Origin of the sequence: Streptomyces toyocaensis (assembly GCF_000725125.1) — a bacterium.
GTDB classification, from domain to species: Bacteria; Actinomycetota; Actinomycetes; order Streptomycetales; family Streptomycetaceae; genus Streptomyces; species Streptomyces toyocaensis.
In genome coordinates this window covers 1-25957 of sequence record NZ_JFCB01000032.1, presented here as the reverse complement: position 1 = coordinate 25957, position 25957 = coordinate 1, and the positions used below count along the sequence as shown (strand labels likewise).

25 protein-coding genes and 1 pseudogene are annotated in these 25957 nt (G+C 73.8%); 20 read left to right on the top strand and 6 right to left on the bottom strand.

The window, feature by feature from the left end; all coding sequences use genetic code 11:
- Window positions 1-10: 10 nt before the first annotated feature.
- The 3 genes from BU52_RS27040 to BU52_RS27030 are packed head-to-tail and all read left to right on the top strand — an operon-like array spanning window position 11 to window position 4559.
- Window positions 11-1075, top strand: coding sequence for a nitroreductase family protein (locus BU52_RS27040; protein WP_037939127.1), 1065 nt, complete (start codon window positions 11-13; stop codon window positions 1073-1075).
- Window positions 1072-2811 (top strand): ABC transporter ATP-binding protein/permease, encoded by a 1740-nt coding sequence (locus BU52_RS27035; RefSeq protein WP_037939124.1) that lies wholly within the window; start codon window positions 1072-1074, stop codon window positions 2809-2811. Before BU52_RS27040 ends, BU52_RS27035 begins: the two co-directional genes overlap by 4 nt.
- Window positions 2808-4559 carry an ABC transporter ATP-binding protein gene (locus BU52_RS27030; RefSeq protein WP_037939121.1) on the top strand — a complete coding sequence of 584 codons (1752 nt, stop codon included), beginning with the start codon at window positions 2808-2810 and terminating at the stop codon, window positions 4557-4559. Before BU52_RS27035 ends, BU52_RS27030 begins: the two co-directional genes overlap by 4 nt.
- A gap of 252 nt (window positions 4560-4811) precedes the next feature.
- Here the strand turns inward: BU52_RS27030 and BU52_RS34135 are convergent.
- Both BU52_RS34135 and BU52_RS27025 read right to left on the bottom strand, forming a co-directional pair.
- Window positions 4812-4940: pseudogene (locus BU52_RS34135) on the bottom strand (aminopeptidase); the annotation flags it as partial.
- 120 nt (window positions 4941-5060) lie between these two features.
- The gene (locus tag BU52_RS27025) at window positions 5061-6026 is read right to left on the bottom strand and encodes a DMT family transporter (RefSeq protein ID WP_037939118.1); all 966 of its coding nucleotides are present in this window, start codon (window positions 6024-6026) and stop codon (window positions 5061-5063) included.
- A gap of 97 nt (window positions 6027-6123) precedes the next feature.
- Between BU52_RS27025 and BU52_RS27020 the strand changes: the two genes are divergently transcribed.
- From BU52_RS27020 to BU52_RS26995, 6 genes are all read left to right on the top strand, one after another.
- Window positions 6124-7032: a LysR family transcriptional regulator gene (locus tag BU52_RS27020; protein WP_037939116.1), complete on the top strand. Its 909-nt coding sequence runs from the start codon at window positions 6124-6126 to the stop codon at window positions 7030-7032.
- 294 nt (window positions 7033-7326) lie between these two features.
- A complete protein-coding gene (locus BU52_RS27015) occupies window positions 7327-8400 on the top strand; it encodes a zinc-dependent alcohol dehydrogenase family protein (protein WP_037939114.1) in 1074 nt (357 codons plus the stop codon).
- A 138-nt stretch (window positions 8401-8538) separates the two neighbouring features.
- Entirely contained in the window at window positions 8539-9138 is a 600-nt protein-coding gene (locus tag BU52_RS27010) for an Rv1733c family protein (RefSeq protein WP_037939111.1), read from the top strand.
- 200 nt (window positions 9139-9338) lie between these two features.
- A complete protein-coding gene (locus tag BU52_RS27005) occupies window positions 9339-10985 on the top strand; it encodes a SulP family inorganic anion transporter (protein ID WP_078903461.1) in 1647 nt (548 codons plus the stop codon).
- Window positions 10982-11404, top strand: coding sequence for an ATP-binding protein (locus tag BU52_RS27000; protein WP_037939106.1), 423 nt, complete (start codon window positions 10982-10984; stop codon window positions 11402-11404). The genes BU52_RS27005 and BU52_RS27000 overlap by 4 nt, the downstream gene beginning before the upstream one ends.
- A gap of 148 nt (window positions 11405-11552) precedes the next feature.
- Complete coding sequence (locus BU52_RS26995; protein ID WP_037939260.1) at window positions 11553-11903, top strand: ArsR/SmtB family transcription factor; 351 nt, start codon at window positions 11553-11555, stop codon at window positions 11901-11903.
- 47 nt (window positions 11904-11950) lie between these two features.
- Here the strand turns inward: BU52_RS26995 and BU52_RS26990 are convergent, their stop codons facing one another.
- Complete coding sequence (locus tag BU52_RS26990; protein WP_037939104.1) at window positions 11951-12640, bottom strand: class I SAM-dependent methyltransferase; 690 nt, start codon at window positions 12638-12640, stop codon at window positions 11951-11953.
- A gap of 97 nt (window positions 12641-12737) precedes the next feature.
- Here BU52_RS26990 and BU52_RS26985 point away from each other — a divergent pair, with 97 nt between their 5' ends.
- Window positions 12738-13190 (top strand): flavodoxin family protein, encoded by a 453-nt coding sequence (locus tag BU52_RS26985; protein WP_037939100.1) that lies wholly within the window; start codon window positions 12738-12740, stop codon window positions 13188-13190.
- Between the two features lie 61 nt (window positions 13191-13251).
- Here BU52_RS26985 and BU52_RS26980 read toward each other — a convergent pair whose 3' ends face one another.
- Window positions 13252-14379 (bottom strand): YihY/virulence factor BrkB family protein, encoded by a 1128-nt coding sequence (locus tag BU52_RS26980; protein WP_037939257.1) that lies wholly within the window; start codon window positions 14377-14379, stop codon window positions 13252-13254.
- Window positions 14380-14480: 101 nt separating this feature from the next.
- On the opposite strand from BU52_RS26980, the gene BU52_RS26975 reads away from it, so the two are divergent.
- The 4 genes from BU52_RS26975 to BU52_RS26960 all read left to right on the top strand — a co-directional run bounded on the left by BU52_RS26975 (window position 14481) and on the right by BU52_RS26960 (window position 18646).
- Entirely contained in the window at window positions 14481-15113 is a 633-nt protein-coding gene (locus BU52_RS26975) for a GNAT family N-acetyltransferase (RefSeq protein ID WP_037939254.1), read from the top strand.
- Window positions 15114-15291: 178 nt separating this feature from the next.
- Window positions 15292-15966, top strand: a complete 675-nt coding sequence (locus BU52_RS26970; RefSeq protein ID WP_037939097.1) for a lytic polysaccharide monooxygenase auxiliary activity family 9 protein — start codon at window positions 15292-15294, stop codon at window positions 15964-15966.
- A gap of 281 nt (window positions 15967-16247) precedes the next feature.
- A complete protein-coding gene (locus BU52_RS26965; RefSeq protein WP_037939251.1) occupies window positions 16248-18287 on the top strand; it encodes a DUF1996 domain-containing protein in 2040 nt (679 codons plus the stop codon).
- A gap of 170 nt (window positions 18288-18457) precedes the next feature.
- Entirely contained in the window at window positions 18458-18646 is a 189-nt protein-coding gene (locus BU52_RS26960; RefSeq protein WP_037939094.1) for a hypothetical protein, read from the top strand.
- A gap of 19 nt (window positions 18647-18665) precedes the next feature.
- Here BU52_RS26960 and BU52_RS26955 read toward each other — a convergent pair whose 3' ends face one another.
- A complete protein-coding gene (locus BU52_RS26955; RefSeq protein ID WP_051858621.1) occupies window positions 18666-21239 on the bottom strand; it encodes a SpoIIE family protein phosphatase in 2574 nt (857 codons plus the stop codon).
- Window positions 21240-21403: 164 nt separating this feature from the next.
- Here BU52_RS26955 and BU52_RS26950 point away from each other — a divergent pair, with 164 nt between their 5' ends.
- Window positions 21404-21985: an AMIN-like domain-containing (lipo)protein gene (locus BU52_RS26950; protein WP_200881305.1), complete on the top strand. Its 582-nt coding sequence runs from the start codon at window positions 21404-21406 to the stop codon at window positions 21983-21985.
- A gap of 30 nt (window positions 21986-22015) precedes the next feature.
- Here BU52_RS26950 and BU52_RS26945 read toward each other — a convergent pair whose 3' ends face one another.
- Complete coding sequence (locus tag BU52_RS26945) at window positions 22016-22681, bottom strand: GAF and ANTAR domain-containing protein (RefSeq protein ID WP_078903460.1); 666 nt, start codon at window positions 22679-22681, stop codon at window positions 22016-22018.
- Between the two features lie 194 nt (window positions 22682-22875).
- Between BU52_RS26945 and BU52_RS26940 the strand changes: the two genes are divergently transcribed.
- The 5 genes from BU52_RS26940 to BU52_RS26920 form a co-directional block, all read left to right on the top strand.
- Window positions 22876-23697, top strand: a complete 822-nt coding sequence (locus BU52_RS26940) for a restriction endonuclease (protein ID WP_037939242.1) — start codon at window positions 22876-22878, stop codon at window positions 23695-23697.
- 53 nt (window positions 23698-23750) lie between these two features.
- Complete coding sequence (locus BU52_RS26935) at window positions 23751-24017, top strand: hypothetical protein (protein WP_037939090.1); 267 nt, start codon at window positions 23751-23753, stop codon at window positions 24015-24017.
- 85 nt (window positions 24018-24102) lie between these two features.
- Window positions 24103-24975, top strand: coding sequence for an oxygenase MpaB family protein (locus BU52_RS26930; protein ID WP_037939088.1), 873 nt, complete (start codon window positions 24103-24105; stop codon window positions 24973-24975).
- Window positions 24976-25072: 97 nt separating this feature from the next.
- Window positions 25073-25579: an SRPBCC family protein gene (locus BU52_RS26925; protein WP_037939087.1), complete on the top strand. Its 507-nt coding sequence runs from the start codon at window positions 25073-25075 to the stop codon at window positions 25577-25579.
- Window positions 25572-25957, top strand: a 386-nt coding sequence (locus BU52_RS26920; RefSeq protein WP_037939086.1) for a phytoene desaturase family protein, incomplete at its 3' end; no start/stop codon positions are given. The genes BU52_RS26925 and BU52_RS26920, both read left to right, overlap by 8 nt.

The following is a 25957-nucleotide window of genomic DNA, read 5'->3' as shown; positions in this document are numbered from 1 at the left end:
GCACCGCCCCGTGGATCTCGTCACCGCCCTCACCCGCGCCCGTTCCGCCGAGGAACCCGGCCGCGGCACACCCGCCGGACCTCCCGTGCCGAACTGGCCCGGACCGCCGCACCCCGTGCCGGCCGCCCGCCCCGGCGAACTCGACCTGGACCGCCTGCTGCGCCTGTCCCTGACCGCCTCCGACCCCTCGGGACGGCTGCGGCCCGCCGCCTCCGCGGGCGCCCTGCACCCGGTCGACGCCGTGCTCGTGGTGGGCGAGGGCTGCCCGCTGCCGCCCGGACGCTACGGCCACGACCCCCTGCGCCACCGCGTCCACCCCCTCGGCCCGGCACCCGACGGCACACCACCGGGCGTGACCGTGGAGCTGACGGTGACCGAGCGGCGCACGCGCTCCCACTACGGCCACCGCGCCCCGCCGCTGCTCCTCCTCGACACCGGCCACGCGGCCGGCGCCCTGCGGCTGGCCGCCGAGGCACTGGGCGCGAGGCCGGCCGCACTCCACCTCGACGGGCTCACCGAGGCCCCCCTCGCCACCGTCCGGGTCCCCCTTCCCACGGGCCCCGCGCCGCGCCGCGAGATGCCGGTCCGGCGCAGCGCCCCGCCCCCACTGCTCGGCCCACCGCCGCCGGAGGACCTGTGGGCGCTGCTCACCACGGCCCACGAGGCCGGCGCGGGAGAACTGGCCTGGTGCGCGGCCGTCGGCCCGCCCCGCCCCGGGCTCGTCGAAGCGGCGCCCGACGGCACCCTGCGCCGGCTCGCGGCGGGGGAGGCCCGGCCCACGCTCGCCGTCTGGGCCGCCCGCCAGGCCTGGATCGCCCGGGCCGGCGCCGTGCTGCTCGGCCACGGCTGCCCGGTGCGGGCCGGCGCCCCGCACATCCGCCGTACCCATCTGCGGGCCGGACTCGCCGTCCAGCTCACCCATGTGGCCGCCGTGCGGCGGGGGCTGGCCGCCCGCCCCGTCGGTTCCTGGCAGGAGGCCGACCTGGGCGCCGCGCTCGGCGCCCCGCCGGGCCGGGACCTCGTCGTCCACGGACTGGCCCTCGGCACCGACCACTCCGAGGAGAGGACCCCGTGATCGTCCATCCCGAACTGCGCCGCGCGGCACGTCACGTCCGGCGCCCGCTGCTCGCGGCCACCCTGCTGCAGGCCGCCGTCACCTTCACCCACCTCGCCCAGGCCGTCCTGCTCGCCGTGACGCTCGCCGATGTCGCCCGGGGCGTCACGGACCGGCTGCCGGCGCTGCTCGGAGCCGTGCTCGCCCTGGTCGCCGCACGCGCGTGGCTCGGCCACCGGCAGCGGCGCACCGCCGTCCGCGCGGGAGCGGCGGTCAGGGTACGGCTGCGCGACGAACTCCTCGCCCACCTCGGGCGGCTCGGCCCCGCGCACCTGACGACGGCGCGCGCCGGAGCCGTACGCACCACCCTCGTGGACGGGGTGGAGGGCGTCGACGCGTACGTCTCCCGCTACCTGCCGCAGCTCCTGGTCACGCTCGCCGTACCGCCGCTGCTGCTCGCCGCCGTCGCCCTCGTCGAACCGCTCGCCCTCCTCGGCCTGGTGCCCGCCCTGCTGCTCGCCCTCGCCGGCCCGCGTGGCTGGGACCGGCTCCTCGCCCGCCGGGGCAAGGAACACTGGGACACCTACGAGGCGCTGGGCGCCGACTACCTCGAAGCGCTCCAGGGCATGCCCGCGCTGCGCGCCGCGGGCGCCGTCGGCAGGACCCGGCAGCGGCTGGAGGAACGGTCGGCGCTGCTGCACCGGGCCACCGTCGCCAAACTCCGCGTGTCGCTCGTCGACACCGGACTCACCGATCTGGCCGTCCAGGGCGGCACCGTGGCCGCCGCCCTGCTCGCCTGCGGCTCCGCCGTCACCGGATCCACCTCGGCGACGGGCACCTACCTGGTGCTGCTGCTCGCCGCCGAGTGCTTCCGGCCCGTGCGCGACCTGTCCCGGGAGTGGCACGCCGGGTACCTCGGCGCCTCCGCGGCGGACGGACTCGCCGCGCTGCGGACCGCGCGGCCCGCCGTCGCCGACACCGGAACCGCCCCGGCCCGTTGGTCCACCCCGCCCGAACTGCGCTTCGAGGACGTCGGGTTCACCTATGAGGGCGCCGCCCGGCCGGCGCTGCGCGGGGTGAGCTTCACCGCCGAGGCCGGGCGCACCACGGCGCTCGTGGGCCCCTCCGGAGCCGGCAAGTCGACACTCCTTGCGCTGCTGCTGCGCCACCACGACCCGGGAGCCGGCCGGATCACCGTGGCCGGACGGGACGTGGCCGACCACACCCTGGACTCGCTGCGCCGGGGCATCGCCGTGGTCTCCCAGCACACCCACCTCTTCCACGACACCGTCGCCGGCAACCTGCGTCTGGCCGCACCGGGCGCCACGGACGCCGAGCTGACCCGGGCCGCCCGCGCGGCCGGCGTCCACGACGAGATCAGCGCCCTGCCCGACGGCTACGCCACCGTCGTGGGCGAGCGCGGCGCCACCCTCTCCGGCGGCCAGCGCCAGCGGCTCGCCCTGGCCCGCGCCCTGCTCGCCGACGCCCCGGTGCTGGTGCTCGACGAGGCCACCAGCGCCGTCGACGAACGCCGGGAGTCCGGCATCGTCCGTGAACTCCTCGCCGCCGCCGGCGACCGCACGGTCCTGGTCGTCGCCCACCGCATCGCCGCCGTGCGCGACGCCGACCGCATCGTCGTCCTGGACGACGGCCGCGTGGACGCCGTCGGCACCCACACCGCGCTCGTGGCCGCCGGCGGCGTCTACACGGACCTGGTCCGGGCCGGTCACGTCCCCGAAGGAGAACTCGCCGCATGACAGGCACCCCCGCCCCGGGCGCCTCGGCCGCACCCGGGCGCGGCGCACTGCGCGCCCTGCTGCCCGCCCTCGCCGGACACCGTCCCATGATCGTCCGCACCTGCGCCGCCGCGCTCCTCGAACAGGCCTCGCTGGTCGCGCTGCTGACCCTGGCCGCGCACTCCGTCGGCACCGCCGTCATCGACGGCCGCGCCCCCGGCTCCGGCACCGTCGCCGCGCTGACCGGCCTCGTCGTGGTCCGTGCCCTGACGACCTGGCGGGAGATGGACCTCTCCCACGACCTCGCCTACCGGGTCCTCGCCGCCCTGCGCGTGCGCGTCTTCGACGGGCTCGCCCGCAGTGCGCCGGCCCGCGTGGCCGGCCGGCGCAGCGGGGACCTGGCCGCCACCGCCCTCGCCGACGTGGAGGCGCTGGAGTTCTTCTACGCCCACACCACCGCCCAGCTCCTCGCATCCGGCGTGGTCTTCACGGCGGGCGCGACGGTCCTGGCCGGTGCCGAACCCTGGCTGCTGGTGGCGGTGCTCCCGGCCGCGGTCCTGCTCGCCGCGGCCCCGTTCGCCGAGGCCCGCGGGCGCGCGGAGCGCGGCGCCCGCACCCGGGCCGCCGTCGCGCGGCTGTCGGCCGACACCGTGGAGACCGTCGACGGGCTGCCCGAACTGCTCGCCTCCGGACGGCTGGACGAGCGGCGCGGCCGGCTGGCCGCGCGAGGCCGCGAAGTGGGGGAGGCCCAGCGGGCCGAGGCGGGACGGGAGGCCGTGGCCGCCGCCCTCCGGGACGCGCTGCTCGCGACGGCGGTTCTCGGCGTGGTGGCCGGCGCCGCCCAGTCCGTCACCTCCGGGCGGCTGCACGGGGCGTGGGCACCGGCGGCGATGGCACTCGCCCTGTCGGTGCTCGGCCCGGTCGCCGAATCCGCCCGGGCACTGAGCCAGGCCATGGGGCTGCGGGCCGCGGCCGCCCGGGTGGCCGCCGCCATGACCGCCCCCGCCCAGGCACCACCGCCCGCCGTACCCCGCCCCCTGCCGCCCGGCCCCCTCGGCGTGCGGCTGCACGGCGTGGACTTCGACCACGGCGGCCGGCCCGTGCTGAGGCGGCTGGACCTGACCGTCCCCGCGGGGCGCACGCTGGCCCTGACCGGCGCCTCCGGCGCGGGCAAGAGCACCTGCGCCCATCTGCTGGCGAGGTTCTGGGACCCGGCCGCCGGAACCGTCGAACTGCTCCCGGCCGAAGGGGACCCCGTGGACCTCCGCGACCTCACGGACGCCGACCTGCGCCGGGCCGTCGCCGTCGTCGGCCAGGACACCCCCCTCTTCCACGGCACCCTCGCGGAGAACCTGCGTCTCGCCGCCCCCGACGCGGACGACGCGCGGCTCCTCGCCGTCGCCCGGCTGTGCGGAATCGACCGGTTCGCCGCACCCGACACCCCGGTCGGCGAGCGCGGGGCCACCCTCTCCGGTGGCCAGCGCGCCCGGATCGCACTCGCACGTGCGCTGCTGGCCGAGCCCAGGGTGCTGGTCCTGGACGAGACGACGGCCCATCTGGACAACACGGGGGACGCCCAGCTCGCCGCCGCGCTGCGCACCGCCGGACGTACGACGGTCGTCATCGCCCACCGCCCGGCCACCATCCGCCGCGCCGACCGCATCGCCGTACTGGAATCCGGCCGCATCGCGGAGGAGGGCACCTGGGACCGGCTCACCGCCCGCCCCGACAGCGCGCTCAACCGGGTGCTGCGCCGCCAGGTGCGGTGATCGCGGGCGTGGTCGACAGCCGCAGGGCTGGATCACGGCGAAGGGCGGTACGGCGGCTCGGCCCGGAGCGCGGTCACCGCGTGGAAAGGGGCGGCCGTGCGAGGGTCCTCCGCGGACGAGCCGAGCGACAGCGTCAGCCGCTGTCGCGGATTCCGTGGTGCAGTCCCGTCACCTGGAGCACGGCACGCGCCGGGCGACGGTCCCCTCGGCGGGACCGTGGCCTGCGAGCAGTGACCGAATGGTTCAGGAGCCGACGTCTCCCGGCCGTGTGGCCGGCCCGGACGGCATGTTCTCGGCCAGGGGGAGCCACCCGGTGATATTGATCGGCAGGTCGAGGCGGGAAGCGGCCGCCACGGAGGCGAACACGGCAGCGGCGCCGGCCCGGCGGGGCGCCTCCCGTCGCGGGGGGCAGGACCGGCCCTTCGGGGCTCTTGGCGACACCGGTCACGACGCAGCCCACACGCGGGGACGCAGCGGTGGACGTGGTCACCGACAGCGAAGTCACGTGGCTGTCCTGTTCTCTTCCCGGGGTTCGATCCGTCGGTCCGGTGGGGCAGGCGCGGGCCGAAGCGACGACGGGGGCCGAGCCGCCTTCCGCCGCGTCATGCCCACACCGACCAGAACGACGACCATCCCTGCGGCGATCCGGAGGCTGAAGGGTTCGTCGAGCACGGCTGCTCCCAGGCCCACCGAGACCACGGGCAGCAGATAGCCGACGGTCGCGGCATTGGTCGCGCCTTCGTCGGCGATGATCCGATAGGTGAGGTGGAAGGTGATTCCCGTGGCGAAGACACCCAGGACCACCACCGCGATCAGGCTGGACCAGTGCAGGTGCACCGGTGCCAGGCCGCCCATCGGAAGGCTCACGGCGGTCAGCGCCGTAGCGGCGACGAGCTGAGCCGTGGAGAGGGAGAGGGTCGCGTGTCCCTTTCCGACGAGATGGCGTCCCATATAGGCGAAGCCGACCGCGTAGCTCGCCGCTGCGGCGACGATGGCAAGGGCGGACCAGCCGGCCTGGCCGGCCGCCTGCCACGGAGCGAAGATCAGCGTCACACCGCCGAAACCGAGGAGCAGTCCGCCCAGCCGCGCCGGGTGAAGCCGGCGCTCCGTGCCGATCACGATCCCGGCCAGGAGGGACCACAGCGGGGTCGTCGCGTTCAGTACGCCGGCGACTCCGGAGTCGACGGTCTGCTCACCCACACTGAACATCGCGAAGGGCAGCGCGTTGCACCAGAACGCTGCCACGAAGACGTGACCCCAGACGACACGGCCGCTGGGGAGACGCTGTCGTGTGGCCAGACACAGAAGCAGCAGTGTGGCTGCCCCCAGCAGGCAACGGACGAGGGTGACCTGAACCGGCGACAGTGCGTGCAGGGCCAGCTTGATCCACAGGAACGTCGATCCCCACAGCAGGGCCAGGACGCCTATGCGGACCACGGCCCGTGTCCGGTTCGCGGCGCTGTTCACCTTCGGTTCCTCCCGGGTCTTGGTCCCAGGGGAACGATGCCGTGTGCCGCACATAAGCACAATCAAATGTTTGCCGACTTGCGTTAAGTTGAGCTACATGCTTGATGTGAGGCGCATGCTGATGCTCCGCGCGGTGGTCACCAGCGGATCCGTGACCGCGGCTGCGGCACACCTGGGGTACACGCCCTCCGCGGTGAGCCAGCAGGTGGCGGTGCTGGAGAAGGAAGTCGGCATGACCCTCCTCGAACGGGTGGGGCGCGGCGTTCGGCCGACGGAGGCCGGCCGGCTGCTCACGCGGCACGCCGCGATCATCAGCCAGGACATCGCCGAGGCGGAGTCGGCGCTGGCCGACCTGCGAGCCGGGCGGACGGGCCGACTGGCCGTCCGGTACTTCGCCTCTGTCGGTCCCATGCTGGTCGCCCCCGCACTGGCCCGGCTCCGCGAGGAGCATCCGGGTGTGCGGATCGATCTCAGACTGATCGAACCCGAAGATCCCCTACGGGAAGTCCAACGAGGCGACGCCGACTTGGCGATCGTGGTCGGACCACGCGACTACAGCCGACAGGGCCTTCGTATGGTGCACCTGCTCGACGACGAGTACCTGGTCGCGCTGCCCGCCGGGCACGCACGCGCGGGGCGGCGCGCCTTCGATCTCGCCGACCTCGCGTGCGAGCCGTGGGTCTGCAGCGAACCGCCGGGGCCCTGCCGGGACCTGATGCTCCACGCGTGTGCCGCGGCCGGGTTCAGCCCGGACTTCGTGGCGAAGAGCGAGGATTACGCCACGGCACAGGGGTTCGTCGCGGCCGGCCTCGGAGTCGCGCTCATTCCCCGCCTCGGAGCGGCCGACCGCCCCGGCGTCGTCCTGCGGGAGGTGCGGCGTCCGGAGCCGGTCAGGACGATCTACGCGGCCGTACGGGAGAACGCCTCGGCACAGTCGGCCCTGAGCACGTTGCTCCGGGCGCTGGGGGAGGCGTCCCAGCCGGCCCACCGCCGGTCAGCCGTGTGAACGACGCTGCGGACCGATACACCCGGCCCGTCCGCCCGTCCGCCCGTCCGCCCGTCCGCCCGTCCGCCCGCCCGTCCGCCCGCCCGTCCGTCCGCCCGCGACCGACCGGCGCTGCGGCGCCGGCGGTCTCCCCGGCCCCGGGCGGGACCGTCCGGCCCGAGCGGATCCGCCGTCCTGCGCCCAGACTGGAAGTGCAGGGCGGGGTCCCGGCACCTGTCCGGAGGGCCCGCCGACGCAGGCGGGCAGGGCGCGCCCGGTGCCCCGGCCCGCAGAGCGAGAAGGGTGAGGAGAGGCATGAAGGGTTACGTCTTCCACGGCCCCGGGCAGTCCGCCTGGGAAGAGGTCCCCGACCCGTCCGTCCAGGAACCCGGCGACGCCATCGTGCGCGTCGACGCCGTCACCATCTGCGGTACGGACCTGCACATCCTCAAGGGCGACGTGCCCGAGGTCCGGCCCGGAACCGTCCTCGGTCACGAGGCCGTCGGAGAGATCGTCGAGACCGGCGCCGACGTCCGCACCGTACGCCCCGGCGACCGGGTGCTGGTCTCCTGCATCACCGCCTGCGGGCGCTGCCGCTACTGCCGCGAGGGTATGTACGGCCAGTGCCGGGGCGGCGGGGGCTGGATCCTCGGTCACCGCGTCGACGGCACCCAGGCCGAGTACGTCCGTGTCCCGTTCGCCGACCTCTCGGTGTACCCCCTGCCCGGCGCCGTGGCCAACGAGGACGCCGTGCTGCTGGCCGACATCTTCCCCACCGGTTACGAGGTGGGCGTGCTCAACGGGCGGGTCCGTCCCGGTGACACCGTCGTCGTGGTCGGAGCGGGCCCCGTGGGGCTCGCCGCGATCGCCACCGCCCGGCTGTTCGCTCCCGAGCGCATCGTCGCCGTGGACCTGGCCGCCTCGCGGCTGCAGGCGGCGAAGGAGTTCGGCGCCGACGCCGTCGCCGACGCGAGCGAGGACCCCGAGCAACTGATCGAGGACCTCACGGGCGGCCTCGGCGCGGACGTGGTCATCGAGGCGGTGGGCGTCCCGCAGACCTTCGAGCTGTGCGCCCGTGTCGTGCGGCCCGGCGGGCACCTCGCCAACGTCGGCGTGCACGGCGCTCCCGCCACGCTCCACCTCGAGGACCTGTGGATCAAGAACGTCACCATCACCACCGGACTCGTCGACACCCACTCCACTCCCACCCTGCTGCGGATGGCGTCCGCGGGCCGGCTTCCCACCCGCCGGCTGGTCACCCACACGTTCCCGCTCGACCACATGCAGGAGGCGTACGACGTCTTCGGCAACGCCTCCGAGACCGGTGCGCTCAAGGTCGTGCTCGGCGTGCCGCAGCACGAGGTGGTTGCTGTCCAGCCGACGGTCTGACCCCGGCCCCGGCCCGGGCCGCCCGCCCTCCGGCGAGCGGGCGGCCCGGGGGCCGTTCGGCCCATGCCGGACGGGAGGCGGAGGGTCCACCCTGGAGACGTGGCGCCCGACGGCACGCGCGCGAGGAGGTGACCTCCCATGGCGAGGACACACGGTGCGAGGCCGCGCGGAGTGCGGCTGTGGCGGTGGCGCAGGAATCCGCTGCGCCGCCGCAGCGATCTGGTCGAGGCCTGGCTGACTCTCGCCACACTCGTCCTCGCCCTGCTGATCGGCGCGTTCGCCGGACTGACCGCCGCCGACGTCGTCGACGGGTCGCTCGACGACCGCCGGGAGCGGACCCGCCCCGTGCAGGCGGTCCTGGTCGAGGACGCCCGCGACGCGCCGGCCGCACCCGTGGCGGAGGACGGGGACGGCGGCGTCTGGGCGAAGGTGCGGTGGACCGACCCACAGGGCACCGCCCACACGGGCCGGGCGGAGGTCGCACCGGACAGCAGGGCGGGCTCCGAGGTCACCGTGTGGAACGACACCGCGGGCCGGCTGGTGTCCGCACCGCCCGTGGGCGCCGAGGCGGGGTTCCAGGTCGTGATGGCGGGCGTCACGGTCGCCCTGGCCACCGGGGGACTGGTCGTGCTCGGCGGATGGCTCGTCCGGTACCGGCTGCAGTGGCGGCGACTGGCCGAGTGGGAGGCCGAGTGGCGGCAGGTCGAGCCGTCGTGGCGGAAGCGGATGACGGGCTGAGCGGACGGCGGCCGCTCCTCGACGGAGCGAACCCGATCGAGCGGTGACCTGCCAAATTGCAAAGTTTCGCAATTGCCTACATGCTTGTCTCGTCATCCAGTCGAGAGTGAAGTCGAGGGGCCGTGTCCGTACCGCCGCCGCCGGCCGGAATCCGGTCCCGGATCGTCTCGCTGCTGCCCACCCGCGCCGACCTGGACCAGATGCGGCGCCATCCACGACGTGACCTGCTCGCCGGCCTGACGGTCGCGGTCGTCGCCCTGCCGCTCGCGCTCGGATTCGGTGTCTCCTCCGGGCTCGGCGCCGAGGCGGGGCTCGCCACCGCCGTGGTCGCCGGGGCACTCGCGGCCGTGTTCGGCGGCTCCAGTCTCCAGGTCTCCGGGCCGACCGGGGCGATGACGGTGGTGCTCGTGCCGATCGTCGCCGACCACGGGCCGGGGGGTGTGCTCACCGTCGGCCTGATGGCGGGCGTGATCCTGGTCGGGCTGGCGCTGCTCCGGGCCGGGGGCAGCATGCGGTACGTGCCGGCGCCGGTGGTGGAGGGCTTCACGCTCGGCATCGCCTGTGTGATCGGACTGCAGCAGGTCCCGAACGCCCTCGGCGTGTCCGGGGCCGAGGGCGAGCGGGTCCTGGTGGTGGCCTGGCGGGCCGGACAGGAGTTCGTCCGCGCCCCCGACTGGACCGCACCGACCCTGGCGCTCGCGGTGGCGGGCACGATGCTGATCGGCGCCCGCTGGAAGCCCACCGTTCCCTTCTCCGTGCTGGCGGTGATCGCGGCCACGGCCGTGACACAGGCCGCGGGGCTGGACGGGGCGCGGCCGATCGGCGACCTGCCGCCGGGCCTGCCCGCACCCTCGCTCTCCTTCGTCGACACCGGAGCCCTGGGCAGCCTGCTCGCGCCCGCCCTGGCCGTGGCCGCGCTGGCCGCCCTGGAGTCGCTGCTGTCCGCCTCCGTCGCCGACGGCATGACCGTCGGACAGCGGCACGACCCCGACCGCGAGCTGTTCGGCCAGGGCCTCGCCAACATGGCGGCGCCGCTGTTCGGCGGCGTCCCCGCCACCGGCGCGATCGCCCGTACCGCCGTCAACGTCCGTACCGGCGCGACCTCCCGGCTGGCCTCCCTCACGCACGCGGCGGTCCTCGCCGTGATCGTCTTCGCGGCCGCCCCGCTGGTGTCGCGGATCCCGCTGGCGGCCCTCGCCGGCGTCCTGCTGGCGACCGCGGTCCGCATGGTCGAGGTCGGTTCGCTGCGCGCGATGACCCGCGCCACCCGCTCCGACGCGCTGATCCTCGTCCTCACCGCGGCCGCCACGCTCGTCCTCGACCTGGTCCAGGCGGTGATCATCGGACTGGGCGTCGCGGCCGTCCTCGCGCTGGGAGCGGTCGCCCGTCAGGCCCGGCTGGCCCCGCTCCCGCTGGACCGGGGCGACCACACGGAGGAGGAGCACGAACTGCTGGCCGAGCACATCGTCGCCTACCGCATCGACGGTCCGCTGTTCTTCGCCGCCGCCCACCGCTTCCTGCTGGAGCTGGCGGAACTCGCCGACGTGCGCGTGGTCGTCCTGCGCATGTCCCACGTCAGCGTCGTCGACGCCACCGGCGCCCTGGTCCTCAAGGACGCGGTGACGAAACTGAGGCGGCGCGGGATTCTTGTCCTGGCCTCCGGCGTCCGCCCGGCCCACCGCCAGGCCCTGGCCTCGGTGGGCGTGCTGGAACTGCTGCGGCACGAGGGCCGGGAGTACGTCACCACGCCCGAGGCGATCGCCGCGGCCCGTGCCCACCTGGAACGCGCCGGGGTCCTGCGGGCGACCGGACACCGGACCCCGGCGCCCCGGGCGGAGCACCGATGATCCCCGCGCCGCACACGCTGCCGTACCGCCACGTGCTCACCCTGCCCACCGGGCCGGGTGCCGTGCGTCTCGCCCGCGAGACCGCCGAGCAGGCCCTCGCGGAGTGGGGCATAGGCGCACACCACCCGGCGGTGGGCCCGGCGCTGCTCATCCTGAGCGAACTGGTGACCAACAGCGTCCGCCACGCGGCCGAGGTCTCCCCGCAGACCACGGTGATCTACGCGGCGGGCCCCGAGTGCCTGGTGTTCGCCGTGCACGACCGCCACCCCCGCCGGCCCCGGCTGTACGGGGCGGACGGCGCCGGACCGGGCGGACTGGCCACCGTCGTCGAACTGACCCACGGCCTCGGCGGCACCGCCGTGGTCCGCGGCGACGCCGACGGCCGCGGCAAGAGCGTCTGGATCACGCTTCCCCTGTGAGGCCACCGGAGACCACCGCCGGACGGCGGGGATGTACGACGTTGCTAATGTCGGAAAATGCCGAGGCGGGTGTCGACGAACGGATGAGGCGATGGACCGAGGACCGGCCGCCGGGGCCGTGCTGCCGCGCCGGAAAGGGGACGGCACGATGACCACGCCGCTGTACCAGCTGAAGGCCGAGTTCTTCAAGACACTGGGGCACCCCGCCCGGATCCGCGTGCTGGAACTGCTCAGCGAGCGCGAGCACGCGGTCGCGGAGATGCTGCCCGAGGTGGGCATCGAGCCGGCGCACCTCTCCCAGCAACTGGCCGTGCTGCGGCGGGCGAACCTGGTGGTCGGCCGCAAGGAGGGCTCGACTGTGTACTACTCGCTGACCAGCCCGCACGTGGCGGAACTGCTGCGGGTCGCCCGCACCATCCTGTCCGGTGTCCTCGCCGGCCAGGCCGAACTCCTCGCGGACCTCCAGGCCGCGCAGAAGGAGCCGAAGCCCCTGCCGTAGTCACCGGGGCGCGGTGGTCACGCCGCGGGGACGCCCGGGCCCGGGCGTCAGCCCACGGGGGCGGGCCCCTCGCGGCGGCAGTGCAGGAACAGGTGCGGCTCCGGCCGGGCGTCCGGGTGGGTCGGGGTGAACATCACGCTCCGCTCCGACTGCACCGTCAGCCCCGCCTCGCGCACCAGGGCGATGAGGTCCTCGGCCGCGAAGCTGGTGACCCGCACGGGCTGTCCCATGAACACCCCGTCGAACTCCTCCACGTCCAGCGGCACGGTGGCCAGCACGAGCAGACCGCCCGGGCGCAGCGCCCGGCCCAGCCGGCGGAGCAGCCCGGACTGCTCCGACCGGGACATCTGCAACGTCGCGAAGTAGAGGCAGACCGCGTCGAAAGAAGCGTCCTCGAGCGTCGTCCGGCGGATGTCCTCGCAACGGAACTCGGCCTCGGGCACCTGACGGGAGGCGATCTCCACCATCACCGGGGACACGTCGACCCCCAGCACCCGGTGACCCGCGGCGGCGAGCACCTCGGCCGTGGGCCGGCCCGTGCCGCTGCCCACGTCCAGCACCCTGCTGCCGGGCGCCAGGCGCTCCAGCAGCCAGTCCAGCGACGCCCGGTGAGCCGCCGAGGAGGCGAACGCCTTCTCGTACTCGCTGCCCAGCGCGTCGAACACCGCCGCCGCCGGTGACTCGTGTTCCTCGTCGACCAAGACGCACCCCGTCTCCGCGTTTCCGATGCGGGGCATCGTGCCACTTCGCGTCCCGTCGTGACAACGGGGCACCGCCCGTGCGCGGCTGCCGCCCGGCTTGCGGACGCCGCGGCCGGCACGGCAGGGTCGGGGTGTGCCGACTCTGCTGATCGTCCACCACACGCCCTCGCCCAACTGCCAGGCGATGTTCGAAGCCGTCCTCGCCGGGACGACGGCCCCGGAGATCGAGGGCGTCCGGGTGGTGCGGCGGGCGGCCCTCTCCGCCACCGCCTCCGACGTCCTGGACGCGGACGGCTACCTCCTCGGCACACCCGCCAATCTCGGCTACATGTCGGGGGCGCTCAAGCACTTCTTCGACCAGATCTACTATCCCTGCCTGGACACCACGCGGGGGCGGCCCTTCGGTTACTACGTGCACGGCGGCAGCGACGTCACGGGCGCGGTACGCGGCATCGAATCGGTCACGACGGGTCTGGGCTGGCGTCGCGCGGCGGAGACCGTGACGGTCACCGGTGAGCCCGACAAGGCCGCCGCCGAACAGTGCTGGGAACTGGGCGCCACGCTCGCGGCCGGCCTGGCGGACTGAAACGGCCCGGCCGCCGGTGCGGCCGGGCCGTCGGGCGGTCCGTTCGGGTCCCTCGGGATGGTCAGGTCTCGTCCATCCGCCGCCGGTCCTCCTCGTCCCAGGCCCGAGTGTCGCGCGGCTGCGTGTACGGCTCCGCCTCCGGCGGATGGCCCCCGGCGATGGCCCGCTGCCGGGCGATCTCCGCGTCGAACTCCAGCCCGAGCAGAATGGCCAGGTTGGTGATCCACAGCCAGATCAGGAACACGATGACACCGGCCATCGTGCCGTACGTCTTGTTGTACGACCCGAAGTTGGCCACGTAGAGGGCGAAGCCCGCGGAGGCGACCAGCCAGATCAGCAGCGCCAGGAAACTGCCCGGAGTGATCCACCGGAACCCCCGGACCTTGGCGTTCGGGGCCGCCCAGTACAGCAGTGCGATCATCATGACGACCAGGACGATCAGCACCGGCCACTTGGCGATCGACCACACGGTCAGCGCGGTGTCGCCCAGACCGAGCAGATCGCCCGCCTGACGGGCCAGACCGCCGGTGAAGACCACGATCAGCGCACTGATCACGGCCATCAGCATCAGCACGACCGTCACTCCGACGCGTACCGGGAGCACCTTCCACACCGGACGCCCCTCGGGCATGTCGTAGACCGCGTTCGCCGAGCGCATGAACGCCGCCACATAGCCGGACGCCGACCAGATGGCCAGCACCAGACCGACGATCGCCACGATCGAGCCGATGCCCGCGTTGCCCTGGAGCTGCTCGACCGCCTGCGTGATGATGTCCCGGGCCGCGCCGGGGGCGGTGAGCTCCTGGAGGTTCTCCAGCACCTTGTCGGTGGTGGATTTGCCGGTGAGGCCCAGGATGGACACGAGCGCCAGCAACGCCGGGAACAGCGACAGGACGCCGTAGTACGTCAGCGCCGCGGCCCGGTCCGTGAGTTCGTCGTCCTTGAACTCGTGCAGGCTGCCCTTCAGCGCCGCGCCCCACGCCCCTTTCGGCAGCTTGGCCGGTGAGTCGGGCGCCGCCCGCTCCACCTCGTCACTGGGCCCGGGGTCGTCCGGCGCCGCGCGCTCCGCCTCCTGATCCGGACGGGCCTCGTCCGGCGCCGCGCGCTGTCCCCCGTGACCCGGGCGGGCCTCGTCCGTCGTGCCCTTGTGGGCCTGCTTGTCGTTCAGCCCCGGGATATGCAGCTTCATGGCCATCGAGTAACCCGTGACCGCCATGTCACGCCGGGCCGGGATCCGGCCCGGCCCCAAAGAGGTTGTGGGAGCGCTCCCAAAGGTGCAGGATGCCGGACATGACCGAGTCCCCCAGGATCCGCCCGTACCGTCGCGAGGACCGGGCCGCCCTCGACGACATCTGCATCCGCACCGCGCACAACGGCCAGGACAGCCGCCCCCACTACGCCGATCCCACCGTCTTCCCGGACACCTTCGCGGCCCCCTACGTCCATCTGGAGCCCGAGCTCGCCTTCGTCCTGGACGACGGGAGCGGCCGGGCGGTCGGCTACGTCGTCGGCACCGCCGACACGGCCCGCTTCGCCAGGACCTTCCGTGCGGCATGGCTCCCGCTGGTCGCCGACCGCCATCCCGGACCGTCCGGGCCGCCGGAGACCCCGGACGAGGAGATCGCCCTGCTGCTGCACCACCCGGAGCGGATGGTCGTCCCCGAGCTGGCCGCCTGGCCGGCCCATCTGCACATCGACCTGCTGCCCGAGTGGCAGGGGCGCGGTTACGGCCGGCGGCTCATGCGGACCTTCCTCAGGGCGCTGCGGGACGCGGGAGTGCCGTCCGTGCACCTCGTGATGGCGGCCGCCAACAAGCCGGCCCGGGCCTTCTACGACCGGATGGGCTTCGAGGAGATCGACGCACCGATGGGCGAGTCGGTCGTCTGCCTCGGACGTACGACCGAGGAGCCCGACCGGTTCTGAGGGGTCGCCGCCCCGTCCCGTCGAACGCGTCGAACGCGCCACGGCCCGCCGGGAAGTGGCGCGAATGCATGTTGCCGCTCCGTTTCGTCGAGCGCAGCCTGGTTTGGGAGCGCTCCCATGTCCGGATGGGCGGCGCTCCCCCCACCCCCACAACCCCCACAGTGGAAAGAAGGTCTTCATGGTTTGGCATGGCTATGTCACATCCGTGCTCCGGTCCCGCCTGTCGCTCGCTCTGACCGTCGCGGTGGCCGCGCTGCTCACCCTGATCCCCTGGAGCGGCACGGCCGTCGCCCACGGCTCCGTGGTCGACCCGGCGTCCCGCAACTACGGCTGCTGGCAGCGCTGGGGGAGTGACTTCCAGAACCCGGCGATGGCCCAGCAGGACCCGATGTGCTGGCAGGCCTGGCAGGACAACCCCAACGCCATGTGGAACTGGAACGGTCTGTACCGCAACGGTTCCGCCGGGAACTTCCAGGCCGTCGTCCCCGACGGTCAGCTGTGCAGCGGCGGGCACACCGAGGGCGGGCGGTACAACTCCTTGGACACGGTGGGTGCCTGGAAGACGACGGACGTGAACGACGACTTCACCGTCCGGCTCCACGACCAGGCCAGCCACGGCGCGGACTACTTCCTCGTCTACGTCACCCGGCAGGGCTTCGACCCCGCCACGCAGCAGCTGGGCTGGGACGACCTGCAACTGGTGGCGCGCACCGGCGCGTACGCCCCCAGCCAGAACTACTCGATCCCGGTGAGCACGTCGGGTCTCAGCGGCCGCCACGTCGTCTACACGATCTGGCAGGCCTCGCACATGGACCAGACGTACTTCCTCTGCAGTGACGTCAACTTCGGCTGAGCCGACGGAACGTCACCTTCCCCGAACACCGGGTCCCCGCCGGGCGTGCCGAGCCCGGCGGGGACCCGCCGTCCCGGGGCTCGTCCGCTCCGGGATCCCGTGAAGAAATCGCGAGGCGTCTGAACACACGGCGGTCCGTCTGCGTATGGGGCGTGGGAATCCCATGCCGACCCCCGCGACGGAAGCGTAGGAGTACTGCCTTGCCACGCAACACACGCAGACGCCCGAAACAGCGCGCGACTCTGGCCGCGTTCGCCCTGATCCTCGGCGGAGGCGGGATGATGGCGGCAAATGTCTACGCTTCCGCGACGGAGGAGGGCGGGACGGGTGCCGATCAGGCGCGGGTTCTTGCCGGCGCCACGATCGACTGCCCCGACGTGGCCACGCGGCTGACGTCGGTGCCCCAGGAGGCACGGGCGGAGGTCGACAAGGAACTCGCCGGTCTCGACGCGCAGGTCGCCGAGGCCTACAGGCGGCTCGGCGAGTCGGCCGACGCCCTCCGGCAGGACCCGGCGTTCGCGGACAACGCGATCGCCGGGCCGCTGAAGGAGAAGCGCTCCGCGACGCTCTCCCGCATAGCGACCGCCATCGACCGGGTGGGCGACCGGCCCGAGGGACTGGAGGAACTCGCCGCCTGTGCCGTGCGCGAGTCGGGCAACGCCCCTGCTGAGCAGGGCGCCGGCCAGGAAGGCGACGGCACCGGCGGCGAGCAGGCGGGCGACGGCGGCGATGGACAGGACCAGCAGGGCCAGGACCAGCAAGGTGGTCAGGGCCAGCAGGGTGGTCAGGACCAGCAGGGCCAGGGCGGGAACGGCGGCCAGGCCGGCAACGGTCCTGTCGCCGGTGACTACGTCGACATCGAGAGCGTCCAGCCCAACGTCTCCAGGACGAAGCAGACGGAGAACGCCTCCCGCGGCACCTTCACCACCGAGTGCGGCGTCAACGCGAACGGCGTGTTCAACTCGGACAACGTGATCGCCGCCCCGGGTGTCAGCAACGGCGCCCACCACTTCCACGACTACATCGGCAACCAGGTCACCAACGCCTTCTCCAGCGACGAGGATCTGGCGCAGGCGGACACGAGCTGCGAGGACCAGGGCGACAAGTCGTCGTACTACTGGCCGGTGCTGCGCCTGCAGAACGGAACCCAGGAGCGGGATGCCGACGCCCCTGGCGGCGGCATCGAGGGCAACGCCGGTGAGATCGTCACCCCCAAGGAGGTCACGCTGACCTTCGTGGGCAACCCGCGCGGAGACGTCACCGCCATGCCCCGGCTGCTGCGCATCATCACCGGCGACGCCAAGTCGTTCGTCAACGGCCCCGCCAACGCCAACGCGTCGTGGAGCTGCACCGGTTTCGAGGACCGGCAGCTGACGGACAAGTACCCGCTGTGCCCCGAGGGCAGCGACGTCGTGCGCACCTTCGACTTCCAGAGCTGCTGGGACGGGCGCAACATCGACAGCGCCAACCACCGTACGCACATGGCGTTCACGGACGCCGAGGGCAACTGCCCGGCGGGCTTCAAGCCGGTGCCGCAGCTGGTGCAGCGCATCGTCTACGACGTCGACGCGCCGAGCCTCGAGGACGGCGGCAGGACGACGCCGTTGTTCGCGGTCGACTCCTTCCCGGAGCAGCTGCACAAGCCGATCACGGACCACGGCGACTTCATCAACGTCTTCGACGAGGACCTGATGAACGAGATGGTCGGCTGCATCAACGAGGGCCGCACCTGCGGTGCCGGTGACGGCGGCAACGGTGACGGCGAGCCGAGCGAGGAGCCGCAGCAGCCGGAGGAGCCCACGGCCACGCCGGAGGACCCGGGCCAGGGCGACGGTGGCGACAAGCCCGGCGACGGTGACCAGGGCGACGGCGGCGACAAGCCTGGCGACGGCGGCGACCAGGGCGACGGCGGTCAGGAGCAGCCGTCGGAGACCCCGGCCGAGACCCCGGCTGAGACCCCGGCTGAGACTCCGGCCGAGAGCCCTGCCGCCGAGGAGCCCGCGGGCGGCGACGGCACCGCACGACCCGAGCAGCCCGAGCAGCCCGATGTGAAGGCCTCCCTCCCGGCCGGGAACGGCGGGGACGCGGGCGCCGGGAACCAGGACGGCGACCGGGGCGGCGAGGGCGTCGGCGGTCAGGCGGCCCAGGCCGCCGAGGTGCCCGGCAGCCTCCCCGAACTCGGAACAGAGGACGGGACCCAGGCACAGGCCGGGACGGGGAGCCTCGCCGAGACCGGGGCCCAGCTGTGGCCAGCCGCGCTGGGCGGAGTCCTGGTGATCTTCGGATTCTTCGTCCTGCGGAGCGTGCGGCGCGGGGCCTGATCCCCCACGGCACGTGAACGGCGGCAGGACCCCCTGGGGGTCCTGCCGCTTGGCGTCTGTCCTGCCCGGTGCACGAAGCCGTGCTTCCGGGCGCCGGTGTGGGAAACTCGACATGGAGGCCGCGGTGTTGTCCGAGGGGGAGCATCGGCCGGCCGCAGAGGGGAGTTGCCGTGAGCCAGGGAACGGTGCACACGCACGAGGACGAGGACCGGGCGGCCACCGCGCGTCAGGCCCGTTTCGGCCGTCTCCCGGAGCCGGTCCGGGTGGAGGACATGGTCGAGGAACGGCCGGCCCTGCCCGACGACCCGGCCCGCCGCGCCTACGACCCGGACGAGTGGCTGGTGCGCTACTGCCTGTGAGACCCGGCCCGACACGCCGTCAGGTGCCGTTTCCCGGGGCCCAGTCGTACGCCGTCAGCAGCAGGGCCACGTCGTCCGGGCGGTCCTCGGTCCTGCGGGCCGTCCGGATCAACTGGTCGGCGAGCTCCTCGACGGAGTCGGTGCGGCTGTGGGCCAGACGGAGCCGGACCTCCTCGATGCCCGTCTCGATGTCACTGCCCGGCGTCTCGACGAGCCCGTCCGTGTACAGGGCGAGCACACTGCCGGAGGCCAGGGTCAGTGCCGTGACCGGGTAGACGGCGTCCGGCTGCACGCCGAGCATCACACCGCCGGGCAGGTCCAGGCTCTCGGTGCGGCCGTCGGGATGGCGCAGCAGGGGAGGGGGATGCCCCGCCCGGACGGCCAGCGCACGGCCGGTGGCGGGTTCGAGTTCGATGTAGCAGCAGGTGGCGAACACGTCCGTCTCCAGCTCGGCCAGCAGCCGGTTCGTGTGGGTGATGACCTCCTGCGGCGGCCGGCCGCTCGCCGCGAAGGCGTGCACCGCGCTGCGCAGCTGCCCCATGACCGCCGCGGCGCCGACGCTGTGCCCCTCGACGTCACCGATCACCAGGGCCACTCCCCGCCCCGTCCTGATCACGTCGTACCAGTCGCCCCCGATGGCCATGCCCTGCGTCCCCGGCAGATACCGGCCGGTGGTGCGCATCCGCTCGATGGCCGGCAGCCGGTGCGGCAGCAGCCCCTCCTGCAGCCCGCGCGCCACGGCGGACTCCGCGTCGTAGAGCCGGGCCCGCTCCATCGCCTGCGCGGCCAGCCCGCCCAGCGCGGTCAGCGCGCTGCGCTCCTCGGGGGTGAACCGGTGCGGTGTGGACCAGCCGAGGATGCAGGAGCCGACCGGGTGTCCGGAGGCGATGAGCGGCAGGAACGACCAGGCGCGCATGGTGTCCAGAGCGAGCCCGGGGTAGGCGTTCACCAGTGCCTCGGGCGACTCGAAGAAGAGTGGCAGCCGGGTCGTCAGGGCGTGTACGCCGGGCAGGTTCGCGTCGAGCGGCACCCCTTCGAACGCGTCGAGGAAGTGCTCCGGGTAGCCGGACTCCCACAGCAGGTACATCCGCCCCTCCCGGATCGTGTAGAGGGCGATCTCCTGCGCGCCGAACCCGGGCAGCAGCTGCTCGGCCACGGCCCGGCACACATCCCTGACGGTGACCGCCTCGGTCAGCACACTGGCCATCTGTACGACGTGGTAGAGCGCCCCCGCGCGGGTCGGCGCCACCAGCTCCGACGGCGCCCCCGCGACCCCGCCGACGGGTGCCAGGGTCCGGCCGGGCTCCGCCCCCGCGGGGGCGTTGGTGCGGAAGACCCGGCCCGTCAGGCCGTGCACGCCGGGATACAGCACGAACCCCAGCCAGACGCCGTCCGGGTCACGCACCATGTACGACACCGGCTCCTGCGTCAGCATCGCCGCCCGGTAGCGGTCCTCGTAGGCGGGGTCGTGCAGCCAGGTGAGCACCTCCCAGGGGTAGTGGCCGAGCAGCTGTTCCAGCTCGCTGCCCAGCAGTTCCTGGCAGCGGCGGTTGGCGTAGATCACCCGGCCGTCCTGGTCGAGGGAGAACAGCCCGTCGGGCAGCCGTTCCGCGGCCTCCGCGGCGGTGAGCCCGCCGGCCGCGTCGACGAGGGCGCCCACCAGGATCCTGGCCGCCCCCTCCATCCGTACGACATGGCCCCACAGCTCCAGCGGCCGGTAGCGGACCCGCGTGTCCTCCTCGTCCATCACCCTGAAGTGCCGGGCCCTGACCTGTCCGGTCTCCTCCGCCTCCCGCCGGCTCGCCCTCAGTTCGTACAGGTCGTCGGGGCTGACGCGGTCCTCGACCTCCGCCATGGTCCCGTCGAACTCCTCCCGCCTGATGCCGAGAAGGGACAGTGCGTCGTCGTCCCCGGACCACCGGTCGCTGTCCAGGTCCCACTCGATGATGCCGACCTCCACGGCCCGGACGGACGGGGTCGGCAGCCGCACGTTCACCGGCTGGTCGTCGTAGTCGATGCCGTAGGCGACGGCGTCCGGTCCCTCCCGGCCGGGCATCCGGCGGGCGAAGTCGGTCAGGCGCTCCTCCATGTCACGCCCGGCCTCGCGCAGCGCCTCCCGCACCGCCAACTCGTCCACCGGCTCCCGGGTGGCCGAACGCAGCACGGCCAGGACGCCCACGTCCTCACCGCCGACCCGAACCGGGTGGTAGGCGTGGGCGAACGAGTACGGCAGGGCGGCGGTGAACTGCGGGAAGCGCAGCATCGCCGCCCGCTCGTCCGGCAGCCACAGGTCCTCGCCCCTGCGGTACGCCTCCGACATCGGCAGCGCACCGCCCACGGGCACCCGCCACCACGGCCTGAGCAGTGAGCGGGGGACACCGCACACCACGCAGAGCACCAGCGAACGCCGGTCGCGCGATCGCAGGTACACCAGGCCGCCGTATCCGCCGGTGCTCTGGATCGCCGCCACCACGGGAGCGGCGAGCGCGTCCTCGAGACGGCGCTCCGGGTGCGCGCTCCGGAACTCCCCGGCTCCCTGCCCGGGCAGACCTTCCGACCGCTCCCCGCGCGGTTCGGTGGCTGCGTGGTCCATGTCGCGCCCTCCCGGTGCGGACGCACGGGACATCGTTCGTTCGCTTCCCACCAGGATGTGCCATGCCCGCCGGTACGGCGACCGGCCGGAGAGGAGCCGCAACCTTTGGGGCATCCCGCTCGTCTCACCCGATACCAGACGGATACGAGCCCAGGGGGCCAAAAATGCTTCAACCCAGAACAATCTGCGCGACTCTCCTGCTCGTGGGCACTGCCCTGACGGCGACCGCGGTCCCGGCCGGGGCCACCCAGGCGGCGCCCACCCGGGCCACGGCCTGCCCCACCGGCTGGGGAAGCGCCGCCAGGACCGACACCGACAGCACGACCGCGCCGGTGCGCGACATCAGGACCGGGCGCCACGACTGCTTCGACCGGATGGTCGTCGACGTGCCCGGGGCGGGACGCGGCGGCCTCGGCTACTCCGTGCGCTACGTCGACCGGCTGTACCAGGACGGATCGGGCCGGCCCGTCCCCGTAGCAGGCGGCGCCGTTCTCGAGGTGCGGGTGGCCGCGCCCTCCTACGCACCCGAGACCGGCGAGCCCACCTACCCCGCGCGTGCCGGACGCCCCCTGCCGGGCGTGGACCTCACGGGATACCGCACCTTCAGGGACGCGCGGTTCGCCGGCAGCTTCGAGGGCGAGACCCAGATCGGTCTCGGAGCGCGTGCCCGGCTGCCGTTCCGCGTGCTGGAACTGCCCGGCCACCTCGTGATCGACGTCGCCCACACCTGGACGGGCGGCCGCTGAACTTCCCGCACGGGACCGGCGGCCGCGCGCTCACCGCTCCACGGTGCCGGTCTCGCAGACCCGGCGCGCCACGTCACGCAGCTTGGTGTTGGTGCGCTGGGACTGCGTGCGCAGGATGTCGAAGGCCTGGTCCTCGGTGACCTGGTGCCGCCCCATCAGGATGCCCATCGCCTCACCGATCAGGTGCCGGGTGGCGATGGCCTCCTGCATCTGGGCATCGGTCAGGGCGGTGGAGAACGCGACCGCCGCGTGGGAGGCCAGCAGCCAGCCCGCCGTCTCGCTGTCCTCGGTGAACATCCCCGGCTTGCGGGAGTACATGTTCAGCGCTCCGAGCTCCTCCTCCCGCGTGTACAGCAGGAATCCCATCATGCTGCCCACTCCGAGTTCCCGGCAGCGGGGCACGAAGGCCGGCCAGCGCTCGGGGCGCTCGGTGAAGTCGGGGATGCGGAAGACCCGTTCGGTCCGGTCGGGCCGGGCCGCGTCGAAGCACGGCCCCTCTCGCAGCATCCCCTGGAGACGGTCGCTGTCGATCACGAGCTGCTCGGTGGGCGCCAGCGAACTCACCTCGTCACCCCGCAGCACGAGGATCCCCGACGCGTCGCAGCCCTCGACGAGGTCCACCGCCGACCTCGAGATCTGCTGCAGCGTGGACTCGAGGGTGTGTTCGGCCAGGAGATCACGCGCCATCGAAGCCATCTGCTGAGCGAATCCCCGCCAGTCCACCGTCCAACCTCCCTGGTTGCCGCAGTCAGCACACACCGCACCTACCCCGCGCCCATGAGCGGCACGCCGGTGAACGCACCGATCCCGGGCAGACGGCGTACGTGATCTTCGGCGGCCCCGACTACCGGGGGCACGTCTGCCGGCTGCCAGAGAAGGGAATCACCACGGTGACCATGCCCGAACGCCCTACGCGTCCGCTGCCCCGCGGGCGGCGTTTCGACCTGCGCGCGACAGCCATGTTCTTCGGCCTGCTCGCCACGGTCCTGGTCACGGGCGGCCTCGCGGTGCGCGCGCTGTCCGGGGTGGTGAGCCAGCGCCCGATATGGGTTTTCGTGCTCGTCTGCGTGGTCCTCGCGACCGTCCTGGCCCACGGGCGCAGACGGCGGCGGCTGTCCGCCGCGGGGATCGCCCGCCGGGCCGGCGAGGCACTGGAGCAGGCGACGACGACGGCACTCGACGCCCTCGAGACGCCGGCACCGGCCCTGGCGACGGCACCGGCGCCACCGGCGGCTCGCGCCGACGGCCATGGGCCCGACCCGGCGTCCGGCCAGGACGCGGGCCACGCGGCCGGTGACGAGCCCGGGTACGACTTCGACGCGCTGAGCCCGGTGGAGTTCGAGGAGGCGATAGCCGCCCTGTGCGCACGCGACGGCTGCTCACAGGTGCACGTCGTCGGCGGCGCCGGGGACCTGGGGGCCGACGTGATCGCCGTGTGCCCCGAGGGCCGCCGCCTCGTCATCCAGTGCAAGCGCTACGGCGACGACAACAAGGTCGGATCGCAGGACCTGCAGCGCTTCGGCGGCACCTGCTTCACCGTCCACGAGGCGGATCTGGCCCTGGTCGTCACCACGAGCGACTTCACCGAACCGGCCGAGGGGTACGCCGCGCAGTGCGGCATAGTGTGCGTCGCCCGCGACGCCCTGCTGGCCTGGAGCGACGGCCGGGCGCCGGCGCCGTGGGCGGCGTACGCGGGCGGTCCGCAGGTGTAGCCCCTCTCCGCCGTCCGGGGCCGACTGTCAGTGGCGGATGTCACCCTGCCGGTATGGACGAGCTGGAGTTCATGCGCGGCCGGGTCTACGGGGCGGACCACGACGACCCGGGACCACGGGAAGGGCGGTCGTACGTGGAACTGGCCGGCGGACCGCTCGACGGCCTGCTGCTGGATGTCACGGGCCGCGACGAGGCGGAGCTGAGGGACGGCGTGGGTCTGCGCACCGAGATAGGGCGCTACGGCGCGGGCGGTCGCTCGGTGTACGCGCCCCGCAGCCCCGGAGGCCGGGTGTACGACTGGTGGGGCGACGTCCCCTGACCGGTGTGGGCACCGAGGGGGGCGGGGCAGACGTAGCCATAGGGCGTCCACGGCCGTCGCGGGCGCGAAGAGGGCGGAGCGAGCCATGGGACTGCTGACGGAAGGCGGCTCGGCGCTGCGCGGCCGGATCGGGCACGCGATCTTCTCCAGGGTGGCCGGACCGGACGGCCCGGACAACCGGGCCCGCATCCACGGCACGCCCGGACCGCGCTGGTTCGGCCCCGAGCGGCCGGTCAGAAGGGTGCACGGGGACGCCTCGATGTTCATCGGCGGCCTGTCGGCCCTGCTGCTGCAGTCGCTGCACCCCTTGGCCATGGCCGCCGTCGCCGGGCACTCCGGGTTCCGCGGAGACCCCTGGGGACGCCTCCAGCGGACCAGCACCTTCCTCGCCGTCACCACCTACGGCACCGCGGACGCCGCCCAGCGGGCCGTCGACCGGGTCCGGGCCGTCCACGAGACGGTACGGGGCACCACCGCCGACGGCGAGGAGTACCGGGCCGCCGACCCCCACCTGCTGTGCTGGGTGCACGTCGCGGAGGTCGACAGCTTCCTGCGCGCCCACCAGCGCTACGGCGCGCATCCCCTGGACGAGGAGGACTGCGACGGGTACGTCGCCGACATGGCACGCATCGCCACCGCCCTCGGCATACCCGATCCGCCGGTCGACCGGGCCGGACTCGAGGAGCGGCTGGCCGCCTACCGCCCGGAACTGCGGGCCACCCCCGAGGCACGCAGCACGACCCGTTTCCTGCTGCTCAACCCGCCTGTTCCGCTGCTCGCCCGGCTGCCGTACGGCGTCCTCGCCGCCAACGCGGTCTCCCTCCTGCCGGGCTGGGCCTCCCGTGCCCTGTGGCTGCCCCGCGTCCCGCCGGCCGAGAGCGTGTGCGTCCGCCCGCTCGGCAGCGCCGTCACCGCGGGCATCCGGTGGGCGCTGGCTCCGACGCGCGACACGCACTGACCCGGTCGTCCCGGCTCCTCGCCCCGCCGCTGGTTGACACGCGCCAGAGAGGGCACTCAGTGCTGGCTGGTGTCGTTCCGGGACACAGGAGGTCGAAGTGGCGGTACGCCATCGTCTGATCAAAGCGAGCCCACGGTCCGTGTGGACCGTGCTCGAGGACGGCACCCGCTATGCGGAATGGGTCGTGGGCACCTCGTCGTCGGAGCCCGTGCGCGGGCACTGGCCGGAGCTCGGCTCCGCGATCGCCTACGAGGTGCGGCTCGGCACCGTGCGCCTGTCCAACGAGACCGTCGTGCGGCGCTGCGTTCCGGGCGAGGCCCTGGAACTCGAGGCCAAGGCCGGACCGCTCGGCACGGCGCGGATCGCCATCGAGGTGCGGCCCTGGGGCGACCACTGCCTGGTGATCGTCGACGAGCATCCGCTGCGGGGCGCGGGCGGCACGCTGCACAACGTGGCCGTGGAGGGTCTCATCCAGGTCCGCCACCGGGCCATGCTCGCCCGGCTGGCGCACATCTGCGAGGCCGAGGCGGCGGAGGAGGAGCGGCGCCGGCCCATGGGGCAGGTCGTCGCGCCGGAGCCCGGCGCGGGAGGCGCCCGTGCCTGACGCCGTCGTCATCGGAGCCGGGCCCAACGGACTGGTCGCGGCGAACCTGCTCGCCGACGCGGGCTGGAGCGTGGAGGTCCTGGAGGAACAGCCGGAACCGGGCGGCGCCGTGCGCCACGACCGGGGGGCCCACCCCGACTTCGTCAGCGACCTCTGCAGCTCCTTCTATCCGCTGGCCGCCGCGTCCCCGGTCGTCTCCGGGCTGCACCTGGAGCGTCACGGGCTGCGCTGGAGCCACGCTCCGCACGTCGTCGCGCATCCGCGGAGCGACGGCCGGTGCGCGGTGCTCGACCGCCGTGTCGACGTCACCGCCGACTCCCTGGAGGCCTTCGCCCCGGGGGACGGAGCCGCCTGGCGCCGCCTGCACGACATGTGGGA